Raw genomic sequence first — 22,468 nt, 5'->3', positions numbered from 1 at the left:
TTAGTGCCGCTGTCTGCAAAAGGGATAACCATTGCCGCCCCCGTGTTTCGAACCTAACCTACCCAGAAATCTAATTGAGTGACCTAATGATTGAAACGCCACTTCCTCGAATTGCCCATTGGGCGGATGTTCAGCAGCTGATCGATATGAATGCGTTGACGCCAGCCGAACACCAACTGATCGAGGCGGTGAAGCAGGGCAAGTGGGCCGAAATTGGCAGCGCGGTTCCCCACTCTAAGACTGTGAGCGTCACCATGCGTGCCCCATTACTGCAGTATTTGATCAAGGGTGGCTGCAATGAATTTGATGCAGCGGGAACAGGTGTTCAGGTCGAAGGCGCTTGGATCGTCGGTAAGGTCGATTTGAACTTTGCGTCGGCGGTTGGGTCGATTGCCTTAGTGAACTGCCACATAGAAGAGCGTCCAAGGATGCTTCAAATCAAGGCGCCAAGCCTACTGTTCAAGGGAAGCACGCTGGCCAAAGGGCTGAACGCGCAGGGTGCGGATGTGGTTGGTGACGTGGTTGTCGAAGGGACAACCGTTGAGGGTGAACTGTGTCTTTCAGGTGCGAATATCGGCGGTCAATTGATCTGCACCAAGGCGCAGCTACTTCACGGGACAGGTAACGCCTTGAACGTCCAAGGTGCAAAGATCGACGGTGATGTCTTTCTACGTGGTGCGAATGTCGAAGGTGGCGTGCTACTGTCAGGCGCCGAAGTTGGCGGGCAGCTAAGTTTCAAAGATGCCCGTTTGCGAAACGCGCATGGGTATGCGGTCGATATGCAGCGCACGGTCGTGAAAGAAGGGTTTTACTGGCAGCAGGTCGAAAACGTCATGGGGCGGGTTGATCTGACCTCTGCGCATTTGGCCGACCTCGCTGATGATGCAGAAAGCTGGGATAAGTGTGATGAGTTATGCCTTGTCGGTTTGACCTATGACGTGCTGCACGGATCGGCGGATGTGGATCAACGGCTTGTGTGGTTGGAAAAAGGCGCGGTCTGGGACGGCGAATTTCATCCCCAACCTTATGAACAATTGGCAAAGGTCCTGCGCGAAAGCGGACACCGGACCGAGGCGACAAGCATCTTGTTCGATAAGGAACTGGCCCGGCGCAAGGCGATCCGAGGGCGTTGGTGGGAGGATCGCAAGCCGTTTCGTTGGTTCTTGCAGCTGTGTTGGGACTACATGCTGCAGTTTACCATCGGGTTTGGTCACCGGCCTCAGCGCAGTTTCTACGTGTTGGTTGTGCTTGTGTCGGTGGCTTGGCTCTTCGCGCATTTCGCATGGAAAGAGGGCGATTTTGCCCCGAACGTCGCGGTGCTACTTATTTCAGAAGATTGGCAGGCGTTGGCGCAAGGGCCAGATGCGGTGCCTAATCCTGCGATGGTGTGGGGCGATTCTGATCATGCTGGTAAGGATTACGAGACATTCCATTCAGTTGCCTACGCAGTCGACGTCGTCGTGCCGCTCGTGTCGCTTGGCCAAGACGCGGCATGGGCACCGTCAACAAATCGCGGCCCTTGGGGCTGGCATTTGTGGTGGCTACGCTGGGTGCTGACCGTATTGGGTTGGATTGTTACGGCCATCGGTGCGGCAGCCGTAACTGGGGTGATCCGCAAGGATTAAACCGTTAGCGCGACGCGGCCCTGATCGGTCAGGGTCCAACAATGGCGGCCTTCGAATACGGCGGGCACTAGTGGGCGGCCATAGCCTGCACCGCCATCCAAATCGACACGGTTGCCGAAATGCTGCGGATGATCCAATGCTGTGTGGCCATGCACAACAAGTTGCCCGAAATTATGGTTGGTCTCAAGAAACCCGTCGCGGATCCAAATCAGGTCTTCGGGGTCTTGATGTTCAAGCGAAATATGCGGGCGCAAACCGGCGTGGACGCATAGCAGGTGGTCCGTTTCGTGCCACAACGGCAGGCTTTCGATAAACGCGATATGGTCTTCGGGGATACTGGCTTGCGCTGCTGCGATCAGGGCCTCGGGGGTGATCCACCCGGCTTCTGTTTCGCAATGCACGAGCTTTTCTTCTTCGCCGAACTTTTGTTCAGCAAAATGCATCTGCCCAACGACGCCATACGATTGCAGCGTCTGTGCACCGCCAAGGCGCGGGTTCAGCCAGTTCAATCCGGATTTTACGCGTGGATCATGTTGCCGCCCTTCACGAATGAAGCGGGCAAAGAACCTGTCGTGATTGCCTAGCAGAAATGTCCAAGGACGGCCTGCGGCTTGTCCTTGCATCAGCGTATCAATGACACCACGGCTATCGGGACCACGGTCAACGTAGTCACCTAAAAATATGATCTGGGCATCGTCACCGCCATCCGCTGCAATAAGGGATAGCGCGTTGTCGAGCATATCTTTCTGCCCGTGAATGTCGCCAATGGCATAAATCGGGGGCATGGAAATTCCTTTGATGGAAAAGAAAAAGGCGCGTGATGTCTCACGCGCCTTGGTCGTCTTATACGTCGAAGGTCAGCGGTTTGACCTGTTGGAAAAGGCCGGTGCCTTTTAGGTCTTCGATGGCCTGCGGTGGTAGCGGTGCATCAACGTAAAGCAGCGCAATCGCTTCGCCTTTGGCGTCTGCACGGCCAAGGGTAAAGTTCGCGATGTTAACGTCGTTCTTACCCAAGATCGTACCTAACGTACCGATGATACCTGGAACGTCTTTGTTCGTGGTGTAAAGCATGTGCTCACCGACTTCTGCGTCGATGTTGATGCCTTTGATCTGGATAAAGCGCGGTTTGCCGTCGCTAAACACAGTACCAGCGATTGAGCGTTCACGTGTGTCCGTCACGATGGTCACTTTGACATAACCTTCGAATGCACCGGATTGGTCTTGCTTGGTCGTCGAAATCTTGACGCCGCGCTCTTTGGCGACCACGGGGGCAGAAACCATGTTCACGTCAGGGTTTGACGATTTCATGATGCCAGCGATAGTCGCCGCAGTCAGTGCCTTGAGGTTCATCGCGCTGACTTCACCATCAAACAAGATGTTGACCGCTTTGATCGGCTCGTCTGTCATTTGACCGATGTAGTTGCCAAGGTGACCAGACAGTTTGATCCAAGGCCCCATGATCTTTGCTTCTTCTGCAGTGACCGAGGGCATGTTCAGCGCGTTCTGCACAGCACCAGTCAGCAGGTAGTCTGACATCTGTTCTGCTACTTGCAGGGCTACGTTTTCCTGTGCTTCGGTTGTTGCGGCACCAAGGTGCGGCGTAACGACAACGTTTGGCAGGTTGAACAGTGGGTTTTCTTTGGCAGGCTCTTCGGCGAACACGTCAAATGCGGCGCCAGCAACGTGGCCCGATTTTAGCAGTTCTGCCAGCGCAGCTTCGTCTACCAGACCACCACGGGCGCAGTTGATGATACGTACGCCTTTTTTGGTCTTTGCAAGGTTTTCAGCGCTGAGGATGTTTTTCGTGTCAGCTGTCAGGGGAACATGCAGCGTGATGAAATCAGCGCGCTTTAGCAGCTCGTCCAGTTCAACCTTTTCAACACCGATTTCTGTCGCGCGTTCCTCGGACAGGAATGGGTCCATGGCGACGACTTTCATCTTCAGCCCGCGTGCACGATCACAAACGATCGAACCGATGTTGCCTGCGCCGATGACGCCCAGTGTTTTGCCGGTCAGCTCAACACCCATGAATTTGGATTTTTCCCACTTGCCAGCGTGTGTGGATTCAGAGGCTTCGGGGATTTGACGCGCCACAGCAAACATCATCGCAATCGCATGTTCCGCAGTCGTGATCATGTTGCCGAAAGGTGTGTTCATCACGATGATACCCTTGCGGGACGCCGCTTCGCGGTCGACGTTGTCCACACCGATACCAGCGCGGCCGATAACCTTTAGGTTGGTCGCAGCTTCGATGATTTTTTCGGTTGCTTTGGTGGCAGAACGGATCGCCAGACCATCGTATTGGCCGATGACCTCAAGCAGTTTGTCCTTGTCTTTGCCAAGGTCAGGCTGGAAATCAACGTCAATGCCGCGATCTTTGAAAATCTGTACGGCGGCTTCGGAAAGTTTGTCAGAGATAAGTACTTTAGGTGCCATTGTAAGCTATCCTTCTCGGGTGGCGAGGCAGATCAAATTTAGCTAAATTTGATCGCCGTCACCGAATTTCTAGAAATTTACTGTGCTTCGATTTCGGTCTCGAATGCCCATGCCAACCAAGGCAACATGGCTTCGATGTCGGATGTTTCAACCGTTGCGCCACACCAGATCCGCAGACCAGCAGGGGCGTCACGATACGCACCGATATCAAGCGCGACGTTTTCGGCCTCAAGACGCTTGGCAACCGCTTTCGCGAATGCAGCGCCGTCTTTGATCCGGTCGTCGGTGAACTTGAGGCAGACAGAGGTGTTTGACCGCGTCGCAGGATCAACAGCTAGGTTGTCGATCCAGTCATTCGCTGCGCAGAAATTCCAGATCGCACGTGCGTTCGCATCTGCACGGTGGATCAGCGCATCAAGACCACCGATTGACCGGCCCCATTTCAGCGCAACAAGGTAATCCTCAACAGCCAGCATAGAAGGCGTGTTGATGGTTTCACCGCGGAAGATACCTTCGATCAGCTTGCCGCCTTTGGTCAGGCGGAAGATTTTCGGCAAAGGCCATGCAGGTGTGTAGCTTTCCAGACGTTCAACAGCGCGTGGTGAAAGAACAAGGATACCGTGTGCAGCTTCGCCGCCCATAACTTTCTGCCAAGAGAAAGTAGTCACGTCCAATTTGTCCCATGGAAGGTCTTGGGCGAATGCAGCAGAGGTCGCATCGCACAATGTCAGACCAGCACGGTCACCGGGGATCACGTCACCAGTTGCAACGCGCACGCCAGAGGTGGTGCCGTTCCAAGTAAAGCAAACGTCGTTGTCATAGTTCAGGGCAGCCATGTCGACGATCTCGCCGTATTCGGCGGTGTGAACTGTGGCTTTGATTTTCAGCTGTTTGACCACGTCAGTGACCCAGCCTGCGCCAAACGATTCCCAAGCAACCATTTCCGCAGGGCGTTCGCCCAGCAGAGACCACATCGCCATCTCAAAGGCACCAGTGTCCGACGCAGGCACGATGCCAATGCGGTAATCGGCTGGAATGCCCAAGATTTCGCGGGTCAGGTCGATGGCTTCGGCAAGCTTGGCTTTGCCAACGCCTGCACGGTGTGAACGGCCCAATGGCGCGTCACGCAATGCATCTAATTTCCATACGGGGGGCTTGGCACAAGGGCCAGAAGAAAAACGCGGGTTTGCCGGCCGCGTTGCCGGTTTGGTCATGACCATTGCTGGTATCCTCACAGATATATGCCCTTCGTTGGGGAAGGGTGTCCCGCGTTCGGACATAGAGCGTGTCCCGCTCTTTCACAACAGACAAAATGGCGCTAGACCGCCACATGAGCCGCTTTTTGCGACACCCTTTGACGCGGATAGGAAACCTATGTTCACGGTCACATTATTGACGAACCCCACGGAACGGACACTTGATTTGGCGCTTGTCGATAGCCTACGCAATGCTTGGGGCGGCGGTGATGCTGTCTGGCTAGCCATTGATGAGGCCGCAGAATTTGCCGTGCCACAGATGCCAGACAACCGCTGGGATGTGTGGGCCGATCTGCAAAAGAGCGGTGTCGATCTAATCGCGCAACCGACTGAAAATCGTCGTAAAAAGATGTTGCTGGCAGATATGGACAGTACGATGATCCGCCAAGAATGCATCGACGAACTCGCCGCCGAAGCAGGCGTAGGGCCATGGGTGGCTGATATTACAGCACGTGCGATGAACGGTGAATTGGACTTTAATGCGGCGCTAACAGAGCGGGTTGGTCTGCTCAAGGGTCTACCTGAATCTGTGATTGAAAAGGTGCTGGATGAACGGATCACGCTGATGCCTGGTGGCCATGAATTGGTCAGTACGATGAAGGCGAATGGCGGATATGCTGCGCTGGTTTCCGGTGGGTTCACCGCCTTCACTGCGCGAATCGCTGACACACTGGGGTTTGACGAAAACCGTGCCAACACGTTGTTGGTTGAAGACGGCAAGCTGACCGGCGCACCGGGACTGCCCATTCTGGGTAAAGCCGCCAAAGTCACCGCGCTGGAAGAAATCACGTCAAAGCTGAACATTTCAGAAGCCGACGTTCTGGCCGTCGGCGACGGCGCGAATGACCTTGGGATGTTGACCCGCGCAGGCACTGGCGTTGCACTTCATGCGAAACCTAGCGTGCAAAAAGAATGTAGCGTGCGGGTAAACTATGGCGACCTGACTGCGCTTTTGTTCATTCAAGGATACGCGCGCGATCAATTTGTGACCTGATCTTGCTTGCATTTTTCGGTGATCTTGCATGACATGCGCAAGACACCGAAGGATGCGCAAATGACCAGAAACCTGAAACCCGCTACCATTGCTGCACACGCCGCTGGCGCAATTGATCCACAGTCAGGTGGCGTTGTGCCTGCGTTGCAGCCTTCGACCACGTTTATGCGTGACGAAAATTACGACCTTATCCGTCCCGATAACATCTATTCGCGCGATAATTCCGATAACCTGCGTCAGGCCGAGGCCGTGCTGCAGCGACTTGAGGGCGCAGCTGATACGTTGCTGTTTCCGTCTGGTATGGCCGCGATTGCAGCGGTGTTTCGGACCCTGCCCAATGGCGCAACGGCAGTTATTCAATCTGGTATATATTGGGGGACAACCGCGTGGATACGTGATTTCTGTACGCGCCGTGATATCACATTGGTTGAGGTGGACGTGCCCGACTTGGCAACTGCCTGTAACACCCATGGTGCGACATTGGTGTTCGTCGAGACGCCATCAAACCCTTGGCTCAAAACCGTCGATATCCAAGCCTTGGCTGACGCGACTGACGCGACACTTGTGGTCGATGCGACTGCGGCGACGCCGATCTTGATGCAGCCTTTGGCTCTTGGCGCTGATATCGTGATGCATTCCGCGACCAAAGGGATCAACGGGCATTCGGATGTTTTGGCGGGGGTTTTGTCTACTGGTAAACCTGAGGCGAAGATTTGGGGTGATATCCGTGCAGACCGCAAAGGCGCTGGCGCGATTTTGGGGCCGTTCGAGGCATGGTTGCTGACGCGTGCAATGCGGACATTGCCGCTGCGGGTCGAACGTATGACGCAAAATGCGCAGATGCTGGCAGAACATCTGATGGCTCATCCTAAGGTCGCCGATGTCTTTTACCCCGGCTTGCCGCATCATCCGGGCCACGACATTGCGAAACGGCAAATGACCGGTGGGTTTGGCGGCCTCTTGTCAGTTTTGGTCAAGGGCAGCAAGGAAGACGCGCTGCGCGTTGTTGGTAATCTGAAGTTGTTCTTGCGGGCGACTTCATTAGGCGGGGTCGAAAGCCTAGTTGAACATCGCCACACAATCGAGCCGCACACAGGCATCCCCGAAAACTTGATCCGGGTTTCAGTCGGGATCGAAGATATCGGGGATTTGATTGCCGATTGGGAGCAGGCGTTGGGCTAGGTTATTGGCGGGCGTATTGCCCGCCAACAAAGTCATGTGGGCTGTTTTTGCCGCGTGACAATTGCCGCCAGTTTAAATGCGAGTGGCCCAACAATCAGTGACAATACAAACGCAATGGGCCAAGCCATCACAAATGACTTTGGCCAACGGGATAACCAATCAGTCGTCGCGCCCAGTTGTATGAAGCTAAATATACCAGTCATCAAAAACGCCATCATGACGGAAATGAAAATCTGGGCGAGGATAAGTTCTTTTTTGTTTTGCATGTTCTCTCCGCAATGCAAAGTAGGGCGCTGCGCGTTAAAAACGGCATCACAGCAGCCCCACGTGTGGGGTGATCTGCTGTGGGTTCGAAACAACGACTAAATCTCGCGGAGGCGATGACCGGGATAACCGAACCGGCCTTACATTTTTCAGATTATACGAAATGACGCAGCGCACGCACAAAATCAAGCGGTTCAGTTTAAAAAAATGCCGGGCACGAGGCCCGGCAAGTCCAACAGGGAGGTGGTGATTAGACCCGATCACCGGCGGTGTTCTTGGGCCCGATAGCTTGGGGAGGGAGGAGAACCAAACTACCGGGTTGGAGTACTATGCAACTAATCTATAGCCCCCAGATTCGGTCACAAGAAGGCGAGCATTGGACGGATCTGGTTCAATTTTTTGGCGAAGACGGTAAATATGTGTCTCTAATGTGTGCGTCGTAACACCCGCATTATAGCCCCATACCTCATGCAATAGGATGTCTCTGGCGACTACGCCCTCGGTTGAGCGATAGAGGAATTTAAGAATATTCGTCTCTTTCTCGGTAAGTCGAACCTTCTTATCGTCTTCTGTTATCAGCATTTTTTGCGCAGGCTTAAACGTATAAGGTCCAAGCTGGAAAATCGCATCTTCAGATTGTTCGTGCGCGCGTAGTTGGCTGCGGATGCGTGCAAGCAGAACGGGAAACTTAAATGGCTTGCTGACATAATCGTTCGCGCCCGCATCAAGGCCTAGAATTGTGTCAGCGTCACTATCCTGTGCCGTCAGCATGAGAATCGGGCATTTCACGCCCTGCTTTCGCATGACGCGGCACAATTCACGTCCGTCGGTGTCGGGCAATCCAACGTCCAGAATCATAAGATCGTAAAGACCCTCTTTGGCTTTCACCATTGCGCTCGCGCCGTCATCGGCCTCGAACACATCAAAGTCTTCGGTCATCAGCAGCTGTTCACCCAGCGCCTCGCGCAGGTCGTCATCATCGTCGACCAGCAAAATTTTCTTGAGTTGTCCCATGACAGCCTCCTTCGTTACTCACTAGAAATGTGTCTTTGATACGGGCAGGACAAGGATTTCCGTCAAACTTTCACACGCTCGTGTGATTAATCGTGCAAATGTTTCACTTTGCTTCAAAACAGGGTATCGGTTTGTAACAAATACAGGGGCAGGGCGCATGGGATTTTCTCCGGATATTACAGAACGACTGGCGCGTGCGCGGGCTGATCTGCGGATGGGGGTGCCTGTTGTCTTGGATGGTGGCGCGGTTGTCTTGGCTGCAGAGACGCTAGACGCCGTCCGGCTTGCACATCTACGTGGTCTGGGCGGTGATCCAGTGTTGGCTGTCACCAGCTGGCGCGCTGATACTTTGAAAGCACGTGCTTATGATGGTGACATCGCGCGGATCACTTTGCCTCGTGATGTTAGTCTGACTTGGGTACGGTCTGTTGCTGACCCCGCAGATGATTTACGTGCGCCAATGAAGGGCCCGCTGCAAACACAACGTGACGGGCCTGCGGATTTGCATCGCGCCGCTATCGCCCTGACAAAAGCGGCACGGCTACTGCCTGCTGCTGTGGTTCTTCTGGTTGATGACGCAACTGGGTTTGCCGCGGGCCACAACCTTACACTCATTCCAGCGGATGCTGCGGTGGATGATGGGTTAAGCCCCCTTAACCCAATCATCAGCGCGCGTTTGCCGCTAGAAGTGTCCGAAGCAGGTCGTTTGCATATCTTCCGTCCCGATGACGGAGCCGAGGAACATTACGCGGTTGAGATCGGTCAGCCAGACCGCGCAAAACCTGTACTGTCGCGACTGCATTCAGCGTGTTTTACGGGTGATCTGCTGGGATCGCTTAAGTGCGACTGCGGCCCGCAGTTACGCGGTGCCTTGGCGCAGATGGGGGCCGAAGGGGCAGGCGTTCTATTATACTTGAACCAAGAAGGTCGTGGCATAGGGCTTGCCAATAAAATGCGGGCGTATTCCTTACAAGATCAAGGTTTCGATACCGTCGAAGCCAACCATCGCCTTGGGTTTGAGGATGACGAGCGTGATTTTCGGATTGGTGCGGAAATTCTAAAGCGGATGGGGTTTTCTCGGGCACGGTTGCTCACCAATAACCCAGCCAAGGTCGCGCGTATGGAAAGCTGTGGGGTCCATGTGACGGAGCGGGTGCCACTGAAAGTTGGCGAAAACGAACACAACCATGCGTATCTTGCGACCAAGGCAGCGAAGTCAGGACACCTGCTGTAGGTTGGATGCCCAAGGATGCTATTGCATCGATTGCATTTGCAGCTGTTTGGCGCGGTCAGCAGCGACGCCAAGAACGTCTTCGATTTGGTGTAAAACGAGGTCTTCTTGCTCGTGCTTGACGCCATCTGCAAAGACCACGCGCCAAAGTGCAAGCAAGGTGGCTTCTTTTTCATCGGCGCTAATGGCGTCTTTTAATATGCTGGCAATTGCTTCGGTTGCGGGCATTTCTCTTTCCAAGTTTTCGCAGGCTGCCCGCATTTGCGCCGCTTCTACCGGATTTAACCCGTTCCGTTCAGCCAGCACTTTATCGATCATGTTTATTTCTTCGAACAGATAAGTCTGGTCCGCTTTGGCGGCGCGCACCATCAACGCACCCATTGCATGTCTCGCATCAGCTTGTGGAAGCGGGGTGGTATACGCTGGGTCACCGTGATTGCGAAAAAGAGCGATAAGATGTTCAAACATTTTGTTGTCCATATAGCTGACTACCGACAGGTTAACCGTTTCATGTTGACTCGCAAACACGTGTTGTGACGCTTCATGATTTTCGCTCTAATATCTTTGATTTTGTTCTATTTCGTTGCGGATTAAAATATTTTTGCAATTGTCTGAGCGTTAGCTTTGATCCGTGATTGAAACAGCGCGCTGGCCTGTGCCATATGAAAATCAGATAAAGGGGACATCATGATTTCTATATTCCGCATGTTAGCGCTGTTTTTTCTATTAGCTACACCAGCGGTAAGTTGGGCGCAGGATCTAAAAATCATGACGGTCACCCGAGAGCCGTTCTCGATGTCTGAACGCGGGGCAGAGACTGGGTTTTCCATGGATTTATGGGCTAAGGTCGCTGAGGATTTGGGGTGGTCCTACGATATTGTGCGCATAGATAGTTTTGCCGAAATGTTAGACGCCGTTAGCGCAGGAGAAGCCGACGCAGCAGTTGCAAATATTTCCATCACTTCAAGCCGCGAAGCCGTGATGGATTTTTCGCAACCCATTTTTGAATCAGGTTTGCAAATTATGGCACCCATGGACGGCGGTACAGTCTCTATCTGGAGCGCGGTATTATCGTCTGATCTGTTACTTGCTATTGCAGCCGCGTTCGCAATCTTGTTCGGGGGCGGTATGCTGATGTGGCATTTCGAACGTCGCTATCAGGATTATTTTGATCTAACCGCCCGCGAGGCCATGTTTCCGGCGTTTTGGTGGGCCTTAAACTTGGTGGTTAATGGCGGATTCGAAGAGCGCCAGCCAAGGTCCCCGTTGGGCCGTGTTTTTGGTGTCTTTATGGTGATTTCGTCACTGTTTGTCGTATCGATCTTTGTTGCGCGTATTACGGCGGTCTTGACCGTTGATGCGATCCAGTCACAGGTCACAAACATTGGCGACCTATACGATAAAACGATTGGCACTGTTGATGGATCTACTGCTGCGGGCTTTTTGGAGCGGAGGGATCTTAATTTTGCAGGTTATGCGAACCCTCAAGAATTGATCGCAGCATTCGAGAGCGATGATGTTGATGTGGTGGTGTTTGATGCACCGATCTTAGCCTATTATGCCGCAAACGACGGTAGGGGACGTGCTCGCGTCGTTGGAAAGTTGTTCGTTCCGGAAAACTATGGGATCGCCTTGCAGTCTGGTTCGCAATTGGCCGAACCGATCAATCAAAGTTTGCTGCGCCTACGCGAAGATGGCACTTACGATTCTATCCACCGCAAATGGTTTGGAACGTCAAACTAGCTGTTAGTGGCGGGTGCCATCATCGCCTTCGAAGAATGGGGTCATCTGTGCAACGATGACGCTGTTTTCTTCTAGCGCGCGCTGCATCAGTTCTTTTTCATCGTCAGCAATGTCGTGGCCTTCGGCGATCCGTTCCTCAAGCGTACCGTATCCAGACACGTCCAGCGGCGCGAGGTCGGCTTGCTTAAGGATCGCAACGGTCTCACGTACCGCCTCTGCCTCGTCTATGCCGCTGGCATAGCACATCAGGGCCGCACCAGTTGCCCCTTCGGGCAGGCCGTCGTTATCGTTGCGGCCAACTTCGACCAGCAAGGTAAACACCTTTTGACGGCTTTCTTTCTTGGTCATTCGGGGCCTTTCTCGTCTTCCCAGCGGGATTTAACGGCCCACATGGAAGAAATGATAATCACGATTTGTGCAGGCACATAGATGACCAGCATCAAGAATAGTATGGTCCATATCAGCGAAAATTGCATGACATAGATAAAGGTCAGTGCAGGCTGCCAAAGGGCGGCCAGCACCAAACCGATAATGATCGTGTCAGCCAGCACTGGCAGCCACGCGCCACGACGCGAGGGGCGTTCCCCCGCGGCGATGCGCTTGCGCGCCAGCGTTCGGCTGATCAGCATTTAGTCGCGCAGCAGTTCGTTGATGCCAGTCTTGGAACGTGTCTTTGCATCAACACGTTTCACGATGACCGCACAGTATAGGTTCACGCCGTTCTTTGATGGCATCGAACCAGACACAACAACAGAGTAGGGTGGTACTTCGCCATACATGACTTCGCCAGTTTCGCGATCAACGATCTTCGTGGATTGGCCGATGAATACGCCCATGCCCAGCACTGCGCCTTCGCGGACGATACAGCCTTCGACGACTTCGGAACGTGCACCGATAAAGCAGTTGTCTTCGATGATAGTTGGGCCAGCCTGCATTGGTTCAAGAACGCCGCCGATACCAACGCCACCGGACAAGTGCACGTTTTTACCGATCTGTGCGCAGGACCCAACAGTCGCCCAAGTGTCGACCATCGTGCCTTCGCCGACATATGCGCCAAGGTTCACAAAGGATGGCATCAGTACTACGCCGGGTGCGATGAATGCGGATTTGCGGACAACTGCATTGGGAACAGCGCGGAAACCGGCAGCTTTCCACTGATTGTCGCCCCAACCTTTGAATTTGCTATCAACTTTGTCCCACCAGCCGCTGCCCTGCGGGCCACCAGACTGTTCTTCCATGTCCTTGATGCGGAAACCAAGCAGTACAGCCTTTTTCGCCCACTGGTTCACGTGCCAGCTACCGTCGTCCTGTTTTTCAGCAACCCGCAGGGCACCGCTGTCCAGCGCGTTCAGCGTGTCTTCGATCGCTTCGCGGGTTTCGCCAGTTGTGGCGGGCGTAATAGTGTCGCGCGCTTCCCACGCGGCTTCGATTGCGGTCTCAAGGGCGGCGTTGGACATCGGTGTCTCCGGTTTTTTCTGGTCACTTGTTGTCATGGGCTATAGACCGAAAAAGCCCAAAAGCGCAATGCGAGGAAAAGCAGTATGAAAGACGACCGACGCCATCCGCTCCGCCATAGTTCACAAGACCGCGAAGCAGCGAGCCATATTCCGGATACGCCACAGACGCGCGCTCCGTCCTATGCGCTGGCATTTGCTGACGAAGACTTTCTGTGCCGCGAAGAGTTGCGCCCCGTTCGTTTACAGTTGGAGCTGCTAAAGCCTGAAATGTTGATGAACGAAGCAGGCATTGCTTCAACCATCGTGTTGTTCGGTGGTGCGCGCATTCCATCGCCTGCCAACAAAGATTCGGCGCGGACGCAAACCCTGTCTGATTTGTCGGCGTATTATGCCGAGGCACAAACATTTGCCCGCATCATGACCGAACGGTCATTGAAAACGGGCGGCACCGAAGATGTGATCGTTACTGGCGGTGGCCCCGGCGTGATGGAGGCGGGCAACCGCGGTGCGCAAGAGGCCGGTGGAAAGTCGATTGGCCTGAATATTGTTTTGCCACACGAGCAGGCACCAAATGAATATGTGACACCTGACCTGTGCTTTAACTTCCACTATTTCGCGATCCGCAAGATGCATTTTCTGATGCGTGCGTCGGCAGTTTGCGTGTTTCCCGGTGGTTTTGGTACCTTGGACGAAATGTTTGAGGCGCTGACGTTGATCCAAACTGGGCGTATGGCGCGGGTGCCCTTCTTGCTGTTTGGCAAAGAATTCTGGGAAAAGATCATCAACTGGGATGCGCTTGCTGACGCGGGAACGATTTCTGCTGACGACCTAGAACTGTTCCGTTTCGTCGACACCGCCGAAGAAGCCGTAGCCGCGATCGAGAGCTGGGAAGGCAAAGGCGAAAAGCGCGGCGTCATTCCCGGGCGCTAAGTAATGCAGCAAGCAATCATGGTCATGGGCGTTTCGGGCGCTGGAAAATCGACCATCGCAGCAGGCTTGGCCGATGCGGTAGGCGGCGTATTTTTGGACGGTGATGACTATCACCCCAAAAGCAACGTCGATCATATGGCGGCAGGTCACCCGTTGACGGACGAAATGCGTTGGCCCTGGCTTGATCAGCTCGCGGCGGCCGTGAACAGCGCCCGCAACGATAAAGTGACCGTGTTTGCTTGTTCCGCTCTTAAACGTAGTTATCGGGATTATTTGCGTGCTGCTGTGCCAGACCTGAAAATTTGCTATCTGGACGCGCCATATGATGTTGTATCAGCACGGCTATCCGCGCGGCAAAATCATTACATGCCGACGAGCCTGTTAGACAGTCAGTTTGCCGCGCTTGAGGTGCCAGTATCGCCAGAGGTGTCAGTTTCCATTGATCAGCCTATCGCGGATATCATTAGCGCACTAAAGGTTGTCGTCTAGCGGGACTTCTAGTTGCTGCATTGGTGGCGCAGTTGGTTGCCTGATCGCTTGAATGGCGGCTTTGGCGAGGAACTGTCCGGCGGTGCCGACTTGTTCTGCAACTGTCAAAATGTCAGCACGAAATAGCTTCAGAAAGGGAAGAGCCTCTTTTGCGAAGACATCTATTTCCTTACCGACCTGCCCACCGGATTGTTCAATCGCTGCAACGGCGGCCATGGCCGAAGATGTGGATGCGGACAGTATTGCGTCAATCTCAGGGTGCTGGGTTAGAGAGTGGTTAATATAGGCAACAACGTCGGCGATCGAACTATCGCTGGTGACGCTATCCGCGACAATTGTTGTGACACCATGTTCTGTCGCAGCCGTATTTACGCCCGCCAAAAGATGAAGCGCATAGCTGTGTTCAATCGGCGGCGCGATAACAAGGATGTTTTTGCGACCATGTGCGACCAGTTTTGTTAGGGCAAGATGGCCAAACGCTTCGTTGTCGTAGTCATAATATGGGTGCTGATCAGCCCAGTTGGACCGGCCATGTGCAGCAAAGGGAAATCCGCGTTCCATTAGATAAGCTACGCGCGGGTCATCCGGGCGAATTTGGTTCAGGATGATCGCATCAGCCGAGCCGGATTCCACAATATATCGGATCGGGTCCATTGGGTCTTGGTCTGGGAAAAACGGCGTGACGACCATGTGGAATGGAGTGTCACGTAGGCCGCTTGCGACTGACGAAATCAGACGCGCGGTATGGCTCATCAGGTCATGTTCTGTCGACATAACAAGGCCAATGACATTTGTACGTCCCGTGCGTAACCGTACACCTGCACGGTTGGGAACATACCCAATATCTTTGGCGATTTTACGAATTAGCTTTTTGGTTTCGTTCCCGATGTCGGGTGCGTCATTCAGGGCGCGCGACACCGTCGGCACGGCAAGCCCGCTAATCCGAGCAATCGTTTTGAGCGTTGGTTTTCCATCTTTGGGGCGCTCAGCAGGAGCGCCGTTTGTCGGAACCTTCTTTTCTGGCATGGCGTGAATTCCTCCCTTGCGCGACCGGATTTCCACGGGAATTCATCCCCGTAGCCACCCGTATAATCCTGAAAACCATTCAATAACAATGCTTTGGTTCGGGTGTTCGCGTCTAAATATAACTCTGGCTTAATTTTACTTGCTAGGTCAATCTAAATCGATATAGCTTTTCTACAACGATTTAGAACCAGGGAGGAGAGAATCGTGAAACTGACAACCAAATTGATGGCGTTCTCCGCTATCGTCAGTGCATCTTCCGCGTCAGCGGTCGAATTGGAGGTTATGCACTGGTGGACATCCGGCGGAGAAGCGGCAGCTGTAGGTAAATTTGCCGAAGCATGGGATGCATCCGGAAATAAGTGGATTGATGGCGCGATTGCTGGTGGTGGCGATACCGCCCGCCCAATCATGGTCAGCCGGATCATCGGCGGCGATCCACCCGCAGCGTTCCAATTCAACCATGGTCGTCAAGCTGAAGAATTGATCGAAGCAGGTCTTCTTTTAGACCTAACAGATGTCGCCGAAGCTGAAGGCTGGGCCGATATCGTGAATCCACCAAACCTTTTGGACGCATGTACTGTAGACGGTCGCATTTACTGCGCGCCAGTTAACATTCACTCTTGGCAGTGGATGTGGTTGTCAAACGGGGCCTATGAAAAGGCCGGTCTGCCGGTTCCAACGAACTGGACCGAATTTTCAGAATCCGCTGGTGCGCTTCAAGATGCAGGTATTACACCGCTTGCGATGGGTGGGCAGTCTTGGCAGCAAAACGGTGCGTTCGGCGTGATCTCGGTTGCGTTGGCTGGTACCGAAGCATGGCTTGCTGTGAACCGCGACAAAAGCGTCGATGCGGTGATGAGCGATGAATATACGCGCGTATTCGAAGCATTCGGTGCGGCACGTTCACTGTCCGAAGGTCTAAACGTTCAAGACTGGAACCAAGCGACAGCAGCAGTCATCAACGACACCGCTGGTGCGCAAATCATGGGTGACTGGGCACAGGGTGAATTTGCTTTGGCTGGTGAAGTCGCTGGTGAAGACTATTCTTGCCTACCCGGTCTGGGTGAAGTTGGCGTTCTGCAAACGGGTGGTGATGCGTTCTACTTCCCAGTTGTAGATGATGCAGAAATCACAGCAGGCCAAAAAGAACTGGCAGCAATGCTGCTGTCTCCACCTGTTCAAGTGTCATTCAACTCTGCCAAGGGTTCGCTGCCTGTGCGCGGTGACGTTGACCTGACTACTGTGAACGAATGTACACAAAAAGGTCTCGACCTTCTTGCCGCTGGCGCAACATTGCCTGCTGGTGAAACACTGCTGTCACCTGACACAGTGACACAGCTTAACGACCTGATGACAGAGTTCTGGAACACACCTTCCATGACTGCTGCAGAAGTTCAGTCCGCATACGCCGATATTATCGCCGACGCTGACTAATTTCGTAACATGCTAAACGTGCATAGGCCCTCCTTTTCGGGGGGCCTGTGTCGCGGTGTAGCGATCACTCAGGGAGGAATAAATGGCGCTTTCCGATGCCACAGATGCCACTGCGCAAGCAGGGCAGGGCACCCCAGCCCGAAAACCCACACGCATTTTTAAGAATTTGTCGTCAAAAATCGCGTCTTTGCCGATGGTGTTCACCGCACTCGTCATCTTTGTTGGTGGCACGGTTTGGACGATTGTCTATTCCTTCACCAGTTCTGGTCTTTTACCGCGCCTGAAATGGGTTGGTCTGGACCAATACGAGCGTCTTTGGAGTAGCCGCAAATGGATCGTGTCGATCGAGAACTTAGCCATCTATGGTATCTGTTCTCTGATCTTGACGCTTGTCATTGGGTTTACGCTTGCGGCGTTACTTGACCGCAAGGTGCGTGGCGAAGGCGTGCTTCGTACGATTTTCCTGTATCCTTTTGCGCTATCTTTCATCGTAACAGGGCTTGTGTGGCAATGGATTTTGAACCCCCAGCTTGGTTTGCAAAATATAATCCGCGAGATGGGGTGGGAAAGCTTTGCTTTCGACCCAATGAATAATTCAAAGATCGTCATGTTCGGATTGCTGATCGCGGGGCTGTGGCAAGGTACAGGTTTGATCATGTGCATCATGCTTGCCGGGTTGCGCGGCATTGATGAAGACATTTGGAAGGCCGCCCGCGTTGATGGGATTGGCACTGTAAAAACGTATATCCGCGTTATTATCCCCATGATGCGTCCTGTTTTTGTGACGTCGCTGGTTCTAATCGGTTCTGGGATCGTGAAGCTATACGACCTCGTGGTTGCCCAGACCTCTGGTGGGCCGGGGATTAGTTCGCAGGTGCCTGCGATGTACGTGATGACGTCCATGTTTGGTGGTCAGAACCTTGGGCAGGGCTTTGCTGCTTCGACCATGATGCTGGTCACTGTTGTGATCATTCTGGTCCCTTGGGCAATTCTTGAATTTGGAGGAAAGAAGCGTGGCTGATTCAGGAACAATGACCGCTGCAATGACAGGGCCGCGCGGACCGAAACCAAAGCGCGCCTTTAACCGCACTAACATTATGATCTACGGCACGTTGATCGTTGTCGCACTTTATTACGCTTTACCGCTTTATGTGATGGTCGTGACATCACTTAAGGGGTTGCCCGAAATTCAGGTCGGCAACATCTTTGCCCCACCAATGGAAGTCACCTTTGAACCATGGGTCAAGGCATGGTCGCAAGCCTGCACCGGGATCAACTGTGATGGCTTGTCGCGTGGGTTCTGGAACTCTGTCCGCATTCTGATCCCGTCGCTGATTATTTCAGTCGCGGTAGCAAGCGTGAACGGCTACGCCTTATCGATGTGGAAATTCAAAGGGTCCGAAGTATTCTTTGGCATCCTTATGATTGGCGCATTCATTCCTTACCAAATCATGCTGTACCCAATCGTTATCCTACTGCGCGAAGCGGGTCTTTATGGGTCATTGACTGGGCTGGTTCTGGTTCACGTGGCTTTTGGGATGCCGATTAACACGTTGCTGTTTCGGAACTACTTTGCATCGATCCCCGAAGAGTTATTCAAAGCTGCACGCGTCGATGGCGCTGGCTTTTGGGCAATCTTCTTTCGGATCATGCTGCCGATGTCGCTACCGATCTTTGTCGTGTCATTGATCATTCAGGTGACAGGTATCTGGAACGACTTCTTGTTTGGGGTGACGTATATTTCGTCGCCTGATCGGTATCCGATGACCGTGCAGCTGAACAATATCGTGAACTCTGTGCAGGGCGTGAAGGAATATAACGTAAACATGGCAGCCACGTTGCTGACCGGGCTTGTTCCTCTCGTCATTTACTTTGCCTCTGGCAAACTCTTCGTACGCGGCATCGCTGCCGGCGCTGTCAAAGGCTGATAAAACATGACTAACTCTGTAGAAATCAAAAACCTCGACCTTTCGTTTGGCGCTGTGAAGGTGCTGCAAAACTTGAACCTAGACATCGGCGAAGGCGAATTCCTTGTGCTGCTGGGGTCGTCTGGCTGTGGTAAGTCAACGCTGCTGAATTGCATCGCTGGCCTGTTAGAGGTCACTGACGGCCAGATTCACATCAAAGGCCAAAACGTAACATGGGCCGAACCGTCTGAACGGGGCATCGGCATGGTGTTCCAGTCTTACGCGCTTTATCCGCAGATGAGCGTGAAGGGGAATCTTTCGTTTGGTCTGAAAAACGCCAAGGTTCCAAAAGACGAGATCGAAAAGCGGGTCGCGCGGGCGGCTGAAATCTTGCAAATTGAACCGTTGCTTGACCGCAAGCCGGGTGCATTGTCTGGTGGACAGCGGCAGCGTGTTGCCATTGGTCGTGCCTTGGTCCGCGATGTCGATGTGTTCTTGTTCGATGAACCCTTGTCGAACCTTGATGCCAAACTGCGCGTTGACCTGCGGGTCGAACTAAAACGTCTGCACAACCAACTGCAAAATACCATGATTTACGTAACCCACGATCAGGTCGAAGCCATGACATTGGCCGACCGTATCGCGGTCATGAAGGGCGGCAAGATCATGCAGCTCGGCAGCCCGGATGAGATCTATAACCAACCGCGCAACCTCTATGTCGCTGACTTTATCGGCAGCCCGTCGATGAACTTCTTGGAAGGTCAGTTGATAGGTGGTGCGTTTAAGTTGGATGACATGGTTATGCCGATGACGGGTTATGATTTTGTTGCACCGCAAACTGCTGATCGCCCTGTTGTTATCGGTATCCGGCCAGAACATGTCGTAACGGGTGAACTGGTGCGAAATGCGCCACTGCAATTCGAAGCTGACGTCGATCTGGTTGAGCCAATGGGTTCAGATACGCTGGTTTATGCGAAGCTTGGCCAACATGCGTTCCGTATTCGGATGGATGGTCAGGCGAGGGTAAAAGCCGGTGAAACGCTTGCGATTGGGATCGACCCGTCGCGCGCGTCGCTCTTTGATAAATCAACCGAGGATCGCCTGTGACACATTTAAACTTGGCTGGTGAATGGTCGCTGTCTGATGACAGCGGCGATTACACCTGTGTGATGCATCTGCCCACCGATGGAATTACTGCTCTGCACGAGGCAGGGCTGATCGTCGACCCCTATTGGGGGCGTAACGAATATGATCTGCGCTGGATTTGCGAACGCGACTGGACGGTCACGCGTCATTTCGACAGTTCCGAAATCGATTTAGATTTGGTTTTGTCCGAAATGGATACTGTCGTAACTGTCCGTGTTAACGATCAAGTCGTACTCGAAGCAGAGAACGCATTTCGTACCTACCGTGTACCATTGTCCGATGTCGCAAAGGTCGGATCGAATAGCATCAGCATCACTTTCCATTCGCCTGTTGTAACGGGCGGAGAGAAACAAGCGGCGCATCCTTTCCCGTTACCAATAAGTAAGAACTGTCCGATCCCAGATGGGAATATGCTGCGCAAACCAGCCTGTGATTTCGGTTGGGATTGGAATATCGCGCTGGCTCCGTTCGGCATCTATGGCACGATGGCGATTGAACCGTCACAAGCCGCGCGGATCGAACGTTTGGCGATTACCCAAGAACACGCCGAAGGTGCGGTGATGCTAGGTGTGATTGTTCACACCGAAAACCACACTGGTGAAGTATCGGCGACAATTGCAGGGCAGACTGTAACGGGCATCAGCCAAAACGGTATTTGCGCACTGACTGCGGTGATCGAGAACCCAGATCTTTGGTGGCCCGCTGATCAGGGCGACCAACCGCTATACGACCTGACCGTGACAGCTGGTACTGCCAGAGCACACCGTCGGATCGGCCTGCGTAAGATGGAGCTGGTAACGGAAACGGATGAGGCCGGGCTAGGGTTTAAGTTCCGCATCAACGGTCGTGACGTGTTCTGCAAAGGGGCCAACTGGATTCCTGCTGATGCACTGCCGGGGCAAATTACCGAAGAAAAGACACGCGACCTACTTCAGTCGGCGGTCGACGCGAACATGAACATGGTCCGTATCTGGGGCGGTGGCCGCTACGAACCAACCTCGTTCTATGATACCTGCGATGAATTGGGCCTGTTGGTCTGGCAGGATTTTATGTTTGCCTGCAACCTATACCCATCCGACAATGACTATCTGGATGAAGTCCGCGCCGAGATCAAAGACAATGTCGCGCGGATGCATCATCACGCCTGCATCGCAATCTGGTGTGGTGACAACGAACTGATCGGCGCACTGGGGTGGTATGATTGCAGCATCAACGACCGCGATCGGTATTTGGTCAACTACGACCGCTTGAACCGGGCCATCGAAACGCAGTTGTTGGAAACTGATCCGACTGCGATTTGGTGGCCGTCTTCGCCTTCACCGGGGCCAATGAACTTTGGCGATGCGTGGCATGATGACGGATCAGGGGATATGCATTTCTGGTCGGTTTGGCACGAAGGACGCGATTTTGAACACTACAGGGATGTAAGCCCGCGGTTCTGCTCTGAATTCGGTTTCCAAAGCTATCCATCAATGAACGCCGTGCGTAAATTCGCAGGCGAGGCGGACCAGAACATCGCGGCACCCGTATTGGAAAGCCACCAAAAGAACGAAGGCGGCAATGCGCGGATCGCAGAAACGATGTTCCGCTATTTCCGCTGGCCCAAAAACTTTGATGACTTTGTCTATATGTCCCAAGTCCAGCAGGGACTGGCGATTAAAACCGCAGTTACCCACTGGCGTAGTTTGAAACCGCGCTGCATGGGTACCCTGATTTGGCAGCTAAACGACACATGGCCAGTTTGTTCATGGGCGTCGTTGGATCATGGTGGCGATTGGAAGTTGCTTCACCACATGGCGCGCGACTTCTATGCGCCAGTTTTGGTGACCGCAGTGCCGCAAGATGGTGAATTTGTGCTGCGCGCCATCAACGACATGCCAGAGGCCTGCGATGTGACCGTTGCAGTCTACGGCGTTGATATGACCGGGGCTTTGCGTGAACTGGGCGCAGGTGGCGCATCGGTTGCAGAAAACGCTGTCGATGTTCTGACCGTGTCGGCCAGCGATCTGCGTGCAGACGAAATGCTGCACTATGAATGGGACGTATCGGACGGCACCAAGGGCAGCGATACCTTCGCGCCCAAACCCTACAAGGACTATGACCTGCCAGCGGCCAACCTGCTGTATAGCGTCGATGGCAATGTAATCACGATTACTGCGGATACGCTTGCGCTGTTCGTCGCGGTCGAGGCGGACGTGCCTGGGCGCTGTGATGACAACGCTTTCACGTTGCTACCGGGGCAGACCAAGGTCGTTCAGTTCACGCCAAACAACCCAGATGACAAACCCGATTTCACGCTGCGCGATCTGCATAGCGCGACCTACGCCTAAACAA

Annotated in this window: 22 protein-coding genes; 12 read left to right on the top strand and 10 right to left on the bottom strand. The window is 53.5% G+C overall.

Annotation, left to right across the window (positions count from 1 at the left end; translation table 11 throughout):
• Positions 1–86: 86 nt before the first annotated feature.
• Complete coding sequence (locus CYQ09_RS10695; RefSeq protein WP_106745349.1) at positions 87–1,625, top strand: hypothetical protein; 1,539 nt, start codon at positions 87–89, stop codon at positions 1,623–1,625.
• On the opposite strand, the gene CYQ09_RS10690 is transcribed toward CYQ09_RS10695, so the two are convergent.
• The 3 genes from CYQ09_RS10690 to CYQ09_RS10680 form a co-directional block, all read right to left on the bottom strand.
• Entirely contained in the window at positions 1,622–2,410 is a 789-nt protein-coding gene (locus CYQ09_RS10690; protein WP_106745348.1) for a metallophosphoesterase family protein, read from the bottom strand. The genes CYQ09_RS10695 and CYQ09_RS10690 overlap by 4 nt on opposite strands.
• Before the next feature lie 58 nt (positions 2,411–2,468).
• Positions 2,469–4,061, bottom strand: coding sequence for a phosphoglycerate dehydrogenase (gene serA / locus CYQ09_RS10685; RefSeq protein WP_106745347.1), 1,593 nt, complete (start codon positions 4,059–4,061; stop codon positions 2,469–2,471).
• Positions 4,062–4,138: 77 nt separating this feature from the next.
• A complete protein-coding gene (locus tag CYQ09_RS10680) occupies positions 4,139–5,281 on the bottom strand; it encodes a phosphoserine transaminase (protein WP_106745346.1) in 1,143 nt (380 codons plus the stop codon).
• A gap of 154 nt (positions 5,282–5,435) precedes the next feature.
• On the opposite strand from CYQ09_RS10680, the gene serB reads away from it, so the two are divergent.
• On the top strand, positions 5,436–6,311 hold the full coding sequence (gene serB / locus CYQ09_RS10675) for a phosphoserine phosphatase SerB (RefSeq protein WP_106745345.1): 876 nt from the start codon (positions 5,436–5,438) through the stop codon (positions 6,309–6,311).
• Between the two features lie 60 nt (positions 6,312–6,371).
• Positions 6,372–7,493 carry a trans-sulfuration enzyme family protein gene (locus CYQ09_RS10670; RefSeq protein WP_106745503.1) on the top strand — a complete coding sequence of 374 codons (1,122 nt, stop codon included), beginning with the start codon at positions 6,372–6,374 and terminating at the stop codon, positions 7,491–7,493.
• Positions 7,494–7,525: 32 nt separating this feature from the next.
• On the opposite strand, the gene CYQ09_RS10665 is transcribed toward CYQ09_RS10670, so the two are convergent.
• Entirely contained in the window at positions 7,526–7,759 is a 234-nt protein-coding gene (locus CYQ09_RS10665) for a DUF2798 domain-containing protein (RefSeq protein ID WP_106745344.1), read from the bottom strand.
• A 325-nt stretch (positions 7,760–8,084) separates the two neighbouring features.
• A complete protein-coding gene (locus CYQ09_RS10660; RefSeq protein ID WP_106745343.1) occupies positions 8,085–8,771 on the bottom strand; it encodes a response regulator transcription factor in 687 nt (228 codons plus the stop codon).
• Positions 8,772–8,928: 157 nt separating this feature from the next.
• Between CYQ09_RS10660 and ribA the strand changes: the two genes are divergently transcribed.
• Positions 8,929–10,005, top strand: a complete 1,077-nt coding sequence (ribA, locus tag CYQ09_RS10655; RefSeq protein WP_106745502.1) for a GTP cyclohydrolase II — start codon at positions 8,929–8,931, stop codon at positions 10,003–10,005.
• Positions 10,006–10,023: 18 nt separating this feature from the next.
• On the opposite strand, the gene CYQ09_RS10650 is transcribed toward ribA, so the two are convergent.
• Positions 10,024–10,470 (bottom strand): TerB family tellurite resistance protein, encoded by a 447-nt coding sequence (locus tag CYQ09_RS10650; RefSeq protein WP_106745501.1) that lies wholly within the window; start codon positions 10,468–10,470, stop codon positions 10,024–10,026.
• A gap of 219 nt (positions 10,471–10,689) precedes the next feature.
• Here CYQ09_RS10650 and CYQ09_RS10645 point away from each other — a divergent pair, with 219 nt between their 5' ends.
• Positions 10,690–11,745 (top strand): transporter substrate-binding domain-containing protein, encoded by a 1,056-nt coding sequence (locus CYQ09_RS10645; protein WP_106745342.1) that lies wholly within the window; start codon positions 10,690–10,692, stop codon positions 11,743–11,745.
• 3 nt (positions 11,746–11,748) lie between these two features.
• Here CYQ09_RS10645 and CYQ09_RS10640 read toward each other — a convergent pair whose 3' ends face one another.
• From CYQ09_RS10640 to dapD, 3 genes are read right to left on the bottom strand one after another with little or no spacing between them, the layout of a single operon-like run.
• The gene (locus CYQ09_RS10640; RefSeq protein ID WP_106745341.1) at positions 11,749–12,093 is read right to left on the bottom strand and encodes a hypothetical protein; all 345 of its coding nucleotides are present in this window, start codon (positions 12,091–12,093) and stop codon (positions 11,749–11,751) included.
• Positions 12,090–12,374 carry a hypothetical protein gene (locus CYQ09_RS10635; RefSeq protein WP_106357955.1) on the bottom strand — a complete coding sequence of 95 codons (285 nt, stop codon included), beginning with the start codon at positions 12,372–12,374 and terminating at the stop codon, positions 12,090–12,092. Before CYQ09_RS10635 ends, CYQ09_RS10640 begins: the two co-directional genes overlap by 4 nt.
• A complete protein-coding gene (gene dapD, locus CYQ09_RS10630) occupies positions 12,375–13,202 on the bottom strand; it encodes a 2,3,4,5-tetrahydropyridine-2,6-dicarboxylate N-succinyltransferase (protein WP_106745500.1) in 828 nt (275 codons plus the stop codon).
• Positions 13,203–13,286: 84 nt separating this feature from the next.
• On the opposite strand from dapD, the gene CYQ09_RS10625 reads away from it, so the two are divergent.
• Both CYQ09_RS10625 and CYQ09_RS10620 read left to right on the top strand, forming a co-directional pair.
• Positions 13,287–14,132, top strand: coding sequence for a TIGR00730 family Rossman fold protein (locus CYQ09_RS10625; protein WP_106745340.1), 846 nt, complete (start codon positions 13,287–13,289; stop codon positions 14,130–14,132).
• Positions 14,133–14,135: 3 nt separating this feature from the next.
• Complete coding sequence (locus CYQ09_RS10620) at positions 14,136–14,621, top strand: gluconokinase (RefSeq protein ID WP_106745339.1); 486 nt, start codon at positions 14,136–14,138, stop codon at positions 14,619–14,621.
• On the opposite strand, the gene CYQ09_RS10615 is transcribed toward CYQ09_RS10620, so the two are convergent.
• A complete protein-coding gene (locus CYQ09_RS10615; RefSeq protein WP_106745338.1) occupies positions 14,604–15,647 on the bottom strand; it encodes a LacI family transcriptional regulator in 1,044 nt (347 codons plus the stop codon). The genes CYQ09_RS10620 and CYQ09_RS10615 overlap by 18 nt on opposite strands.
• A 204-nt stretch (positions 15,648–15,851) precedes the next feature.
• On the opposite strand from CYQ09_RS10615, the gene CYQ09_RS10610 reads away from it, so the two are divergent.
• The 5 genes from CYQ09_RS10610 (at position 15,852) to CYQ09_RS10590 (ending at position 22,464) form a co-directional block, all read left to right on the top strand.
• On the top strand, positions 15,852–17,081 hold the full coding sequence (locus tag CYQ09_RS10610; RefSeq protein WP_239495906.1) for an ABC transporter substrate-binding protein: 1,230 nt from the start codon (positions 15,852–15,854) through the stop codon (positions 17,079–17,081).
• An 82-nt stretch (positions 17,082–17,163) separates the two neighbouring features.
• Positions 17,164–18,102, top strand: a complete 939-nt coding sequence (locus tag CYQ09_RS10605; RefSeq protein ID WP_106745337.1) for a carbohydrate ABC transporter permease — start codon at positions 17,164–17,166, stop codon at positions 18,100–18,102.
• 10 nt (positions 18,103–18,112) lie between these two features.
• Positions 18,113–19,009, top strand: a complete 897-nt coding sequence (locus CYQ09_RS10600; protein WP_106745336.1) for a carbohydrate ABC transporter permease — start codon at positions 18,113–18,115, stop codon at positions 19,007–19,009.
• 6 nt (positions 19,010–19,015) lie between these two features.
• On the top strand, positions 19,016–20,095 hold the full coding sequence (locus CYQ09_RS10595; protein ID WP_106745335.1) for an ABC transporter ATP-binding protein: 1,080 nt from the start codon (positions 19,016–19,018) through the stop codon (positions 20,093–20,095).
• Complete coding sequence (locus tag CYQ09_RS10590) at positions 20,092–22,464, top strand: beta-mannosidase (protein ID WP_239495905.1); 2,373 nt, start codon at positions 20,092–20,094, stop codon at positions 22,462–22,464. The genes CYQ09_RS10595 and CYQ09_RS10590 overlap by 4 nt, the downstream gene beginning before the upstream one ends.
• Positions 22,465–22,468: the final 4 nt, after the last annotated feature.

The organism is Yoonia maritima, from assembly GCF_002933395.1.
In the GTDB taxonomy this organism is placed as follows: domain Bacteria; phylum Pseudomonadota; class Alphaproteobacteria; order Rhodobacterales; family Rhodobacteraceae; genus Yoonia; species Yoonia maritima_A.
Note: the sequence above shows the minus strand (reverse complement) of the source record. Positions and strands in the feature narration are given on the sequence as shown.

Excerpts from the sequence above, each read along its gene's own strand:
- serB (WP_106745345.1), top strand. The coding sequence starts at position 5,436 with ATGTTCACGGTCACATTATTGACGAACCCCACGGAACGGACACTTGAT.
- CYQ09_RS10650 (WP_106745501.1), bottom strand. The coding sequence starts at position 10,470 with ATGTTTGAACATCTTATCGCTCTTTTTCGCAATCACGGTGACCCAGCG.
- CYQ09_RS10595 (WP_106745335.1), top strand. The coding sequence starts at position 19,016 with ATGACTAACTCTGTAGAAATCAAAAACCTCGACCTTTCGTTTGGCGCT.
- CYQ09_RS10660 (WP_106745343.1), bottom strand. The coding sequence starts at position 8,771 with ATGGGACAACTCAAGAAAATTTTGCTGGTCGACGATGATGACGACCTG.
- CYQ09_RS10635 (WP_106357955.1), bottom strand. The coding sequence starts at position 12,374 with ATGCTGATCAGCCGAACGCTGGCGCGCAAGCGCATCGCCGCGGGGGAA.
- CYQ09_RS10615 (WP_106745338.1), bottom strand. The coding sequence starts at position 15,647 with ATGCCAGAAAAGAAGGTTCCGACAAACGGCGCTCCTGCTGAGCGCCCC.
- ribA (WP_106745502.1), top strand. The coding sequence starts at position 8,929 with ATGGGATTTTCTCCGGATATTACAGAACGACTGGCGCGTGCGCGGGCT.
- dapD (WP_106745500.1), bottom strand. The coding sequence starts at position 13,202 with ATGTCCAACGCCGCCCTTGAGACCGCAATCGAAGCCGCGTGGGAAGCG.
- CYQ09_RS10620 (WP_106745339.1), top strand. The coding sequence starts at position 14,136 with ATGCAGCAAGCAATCATGGTCATGGGCGTTTCGGGCGCTGGAAAATCG.
- CYQ09_RS10640 (WP_106745341.1), bottom strand. The coding sequence starts at position 12,093 with ATGACCAAGAAAGAAAGCCGTCAAAAGGTGTTTACCTTGCTGGTCGAA.
- CYQ09_RS10690 (WP_106745348.1), bottom strand. The coding sequence starts at position 2,410 with ATGCCCCCGATTTATGCCATTGGCGACATTCACGGGCAGAAAGATATG.
- CYQ09_RS10670 (WP_106745503.1), top strand. The coding sequence starts at position 6,372 with ATGACCAGAAACCTGAAACCCGCTACCATTGCTGCACACGCCGCTGGC.
- CYQ09_RS10645 (WP_106745342.1), top strand. The coding sequence starts at position 10,690 with ATGATTTCTATATTCCGCATGTTAGCGCTGTTTTTTCTATTAGCTACA.
- CYQ09_RS10665 (WP_106745344.1), bottom strand. The coding sequence starts at position 7,759 with ATGCAAAACAAAAAAGAACTTATCCTCGCCCAGATTTTCATTTCCGTC.
- CYQ09_RS10600 (WP_106745336.1), top strand. The coding sequence starts at position 18,113 with ATGACCGCTGCAATGACAGGGCCGCGCGGACCGAAACCAAAGCGCGCC.
- CYQ09_RS10605 (WP_106745337.1), top strand. The coding sequence starts at position 17,164 with ATGGCGCTTTCCGATGCCACAGATGCCACTGCGCAAGCAGGGCAGGGC.
- CYQ09_RS10695 (WP_106745349.1), top strand. The coding sequence starts at position 87 with ATGATTGAAACGCCACTTCCTCGAATTGCCCATTGGGCGGATGTTCAG.
- serA (WP_106745347.1), bottom strand. The coding sequence starts at position 4,061 with ATGGCACCTAAAGTACTTATCTCTGACAAACTTTCCGAAGCCGCCGTA.
- CYQ09_RS10680 (WP_106745346.1), bottom strand. The coding sequence starts at position 5,281 with ATGGTCATGACCAAACCGGCAACGCGGCCGGCAAACCCGCGTTTTTCT.
- CYQ09_RS10625 (WP_106745340.1), top strand. The coding sequence starts at position 13,287 with ATGAAAGACGACCGACGCCATCCGCTCCGCCATAGTTCACAAGACCGC.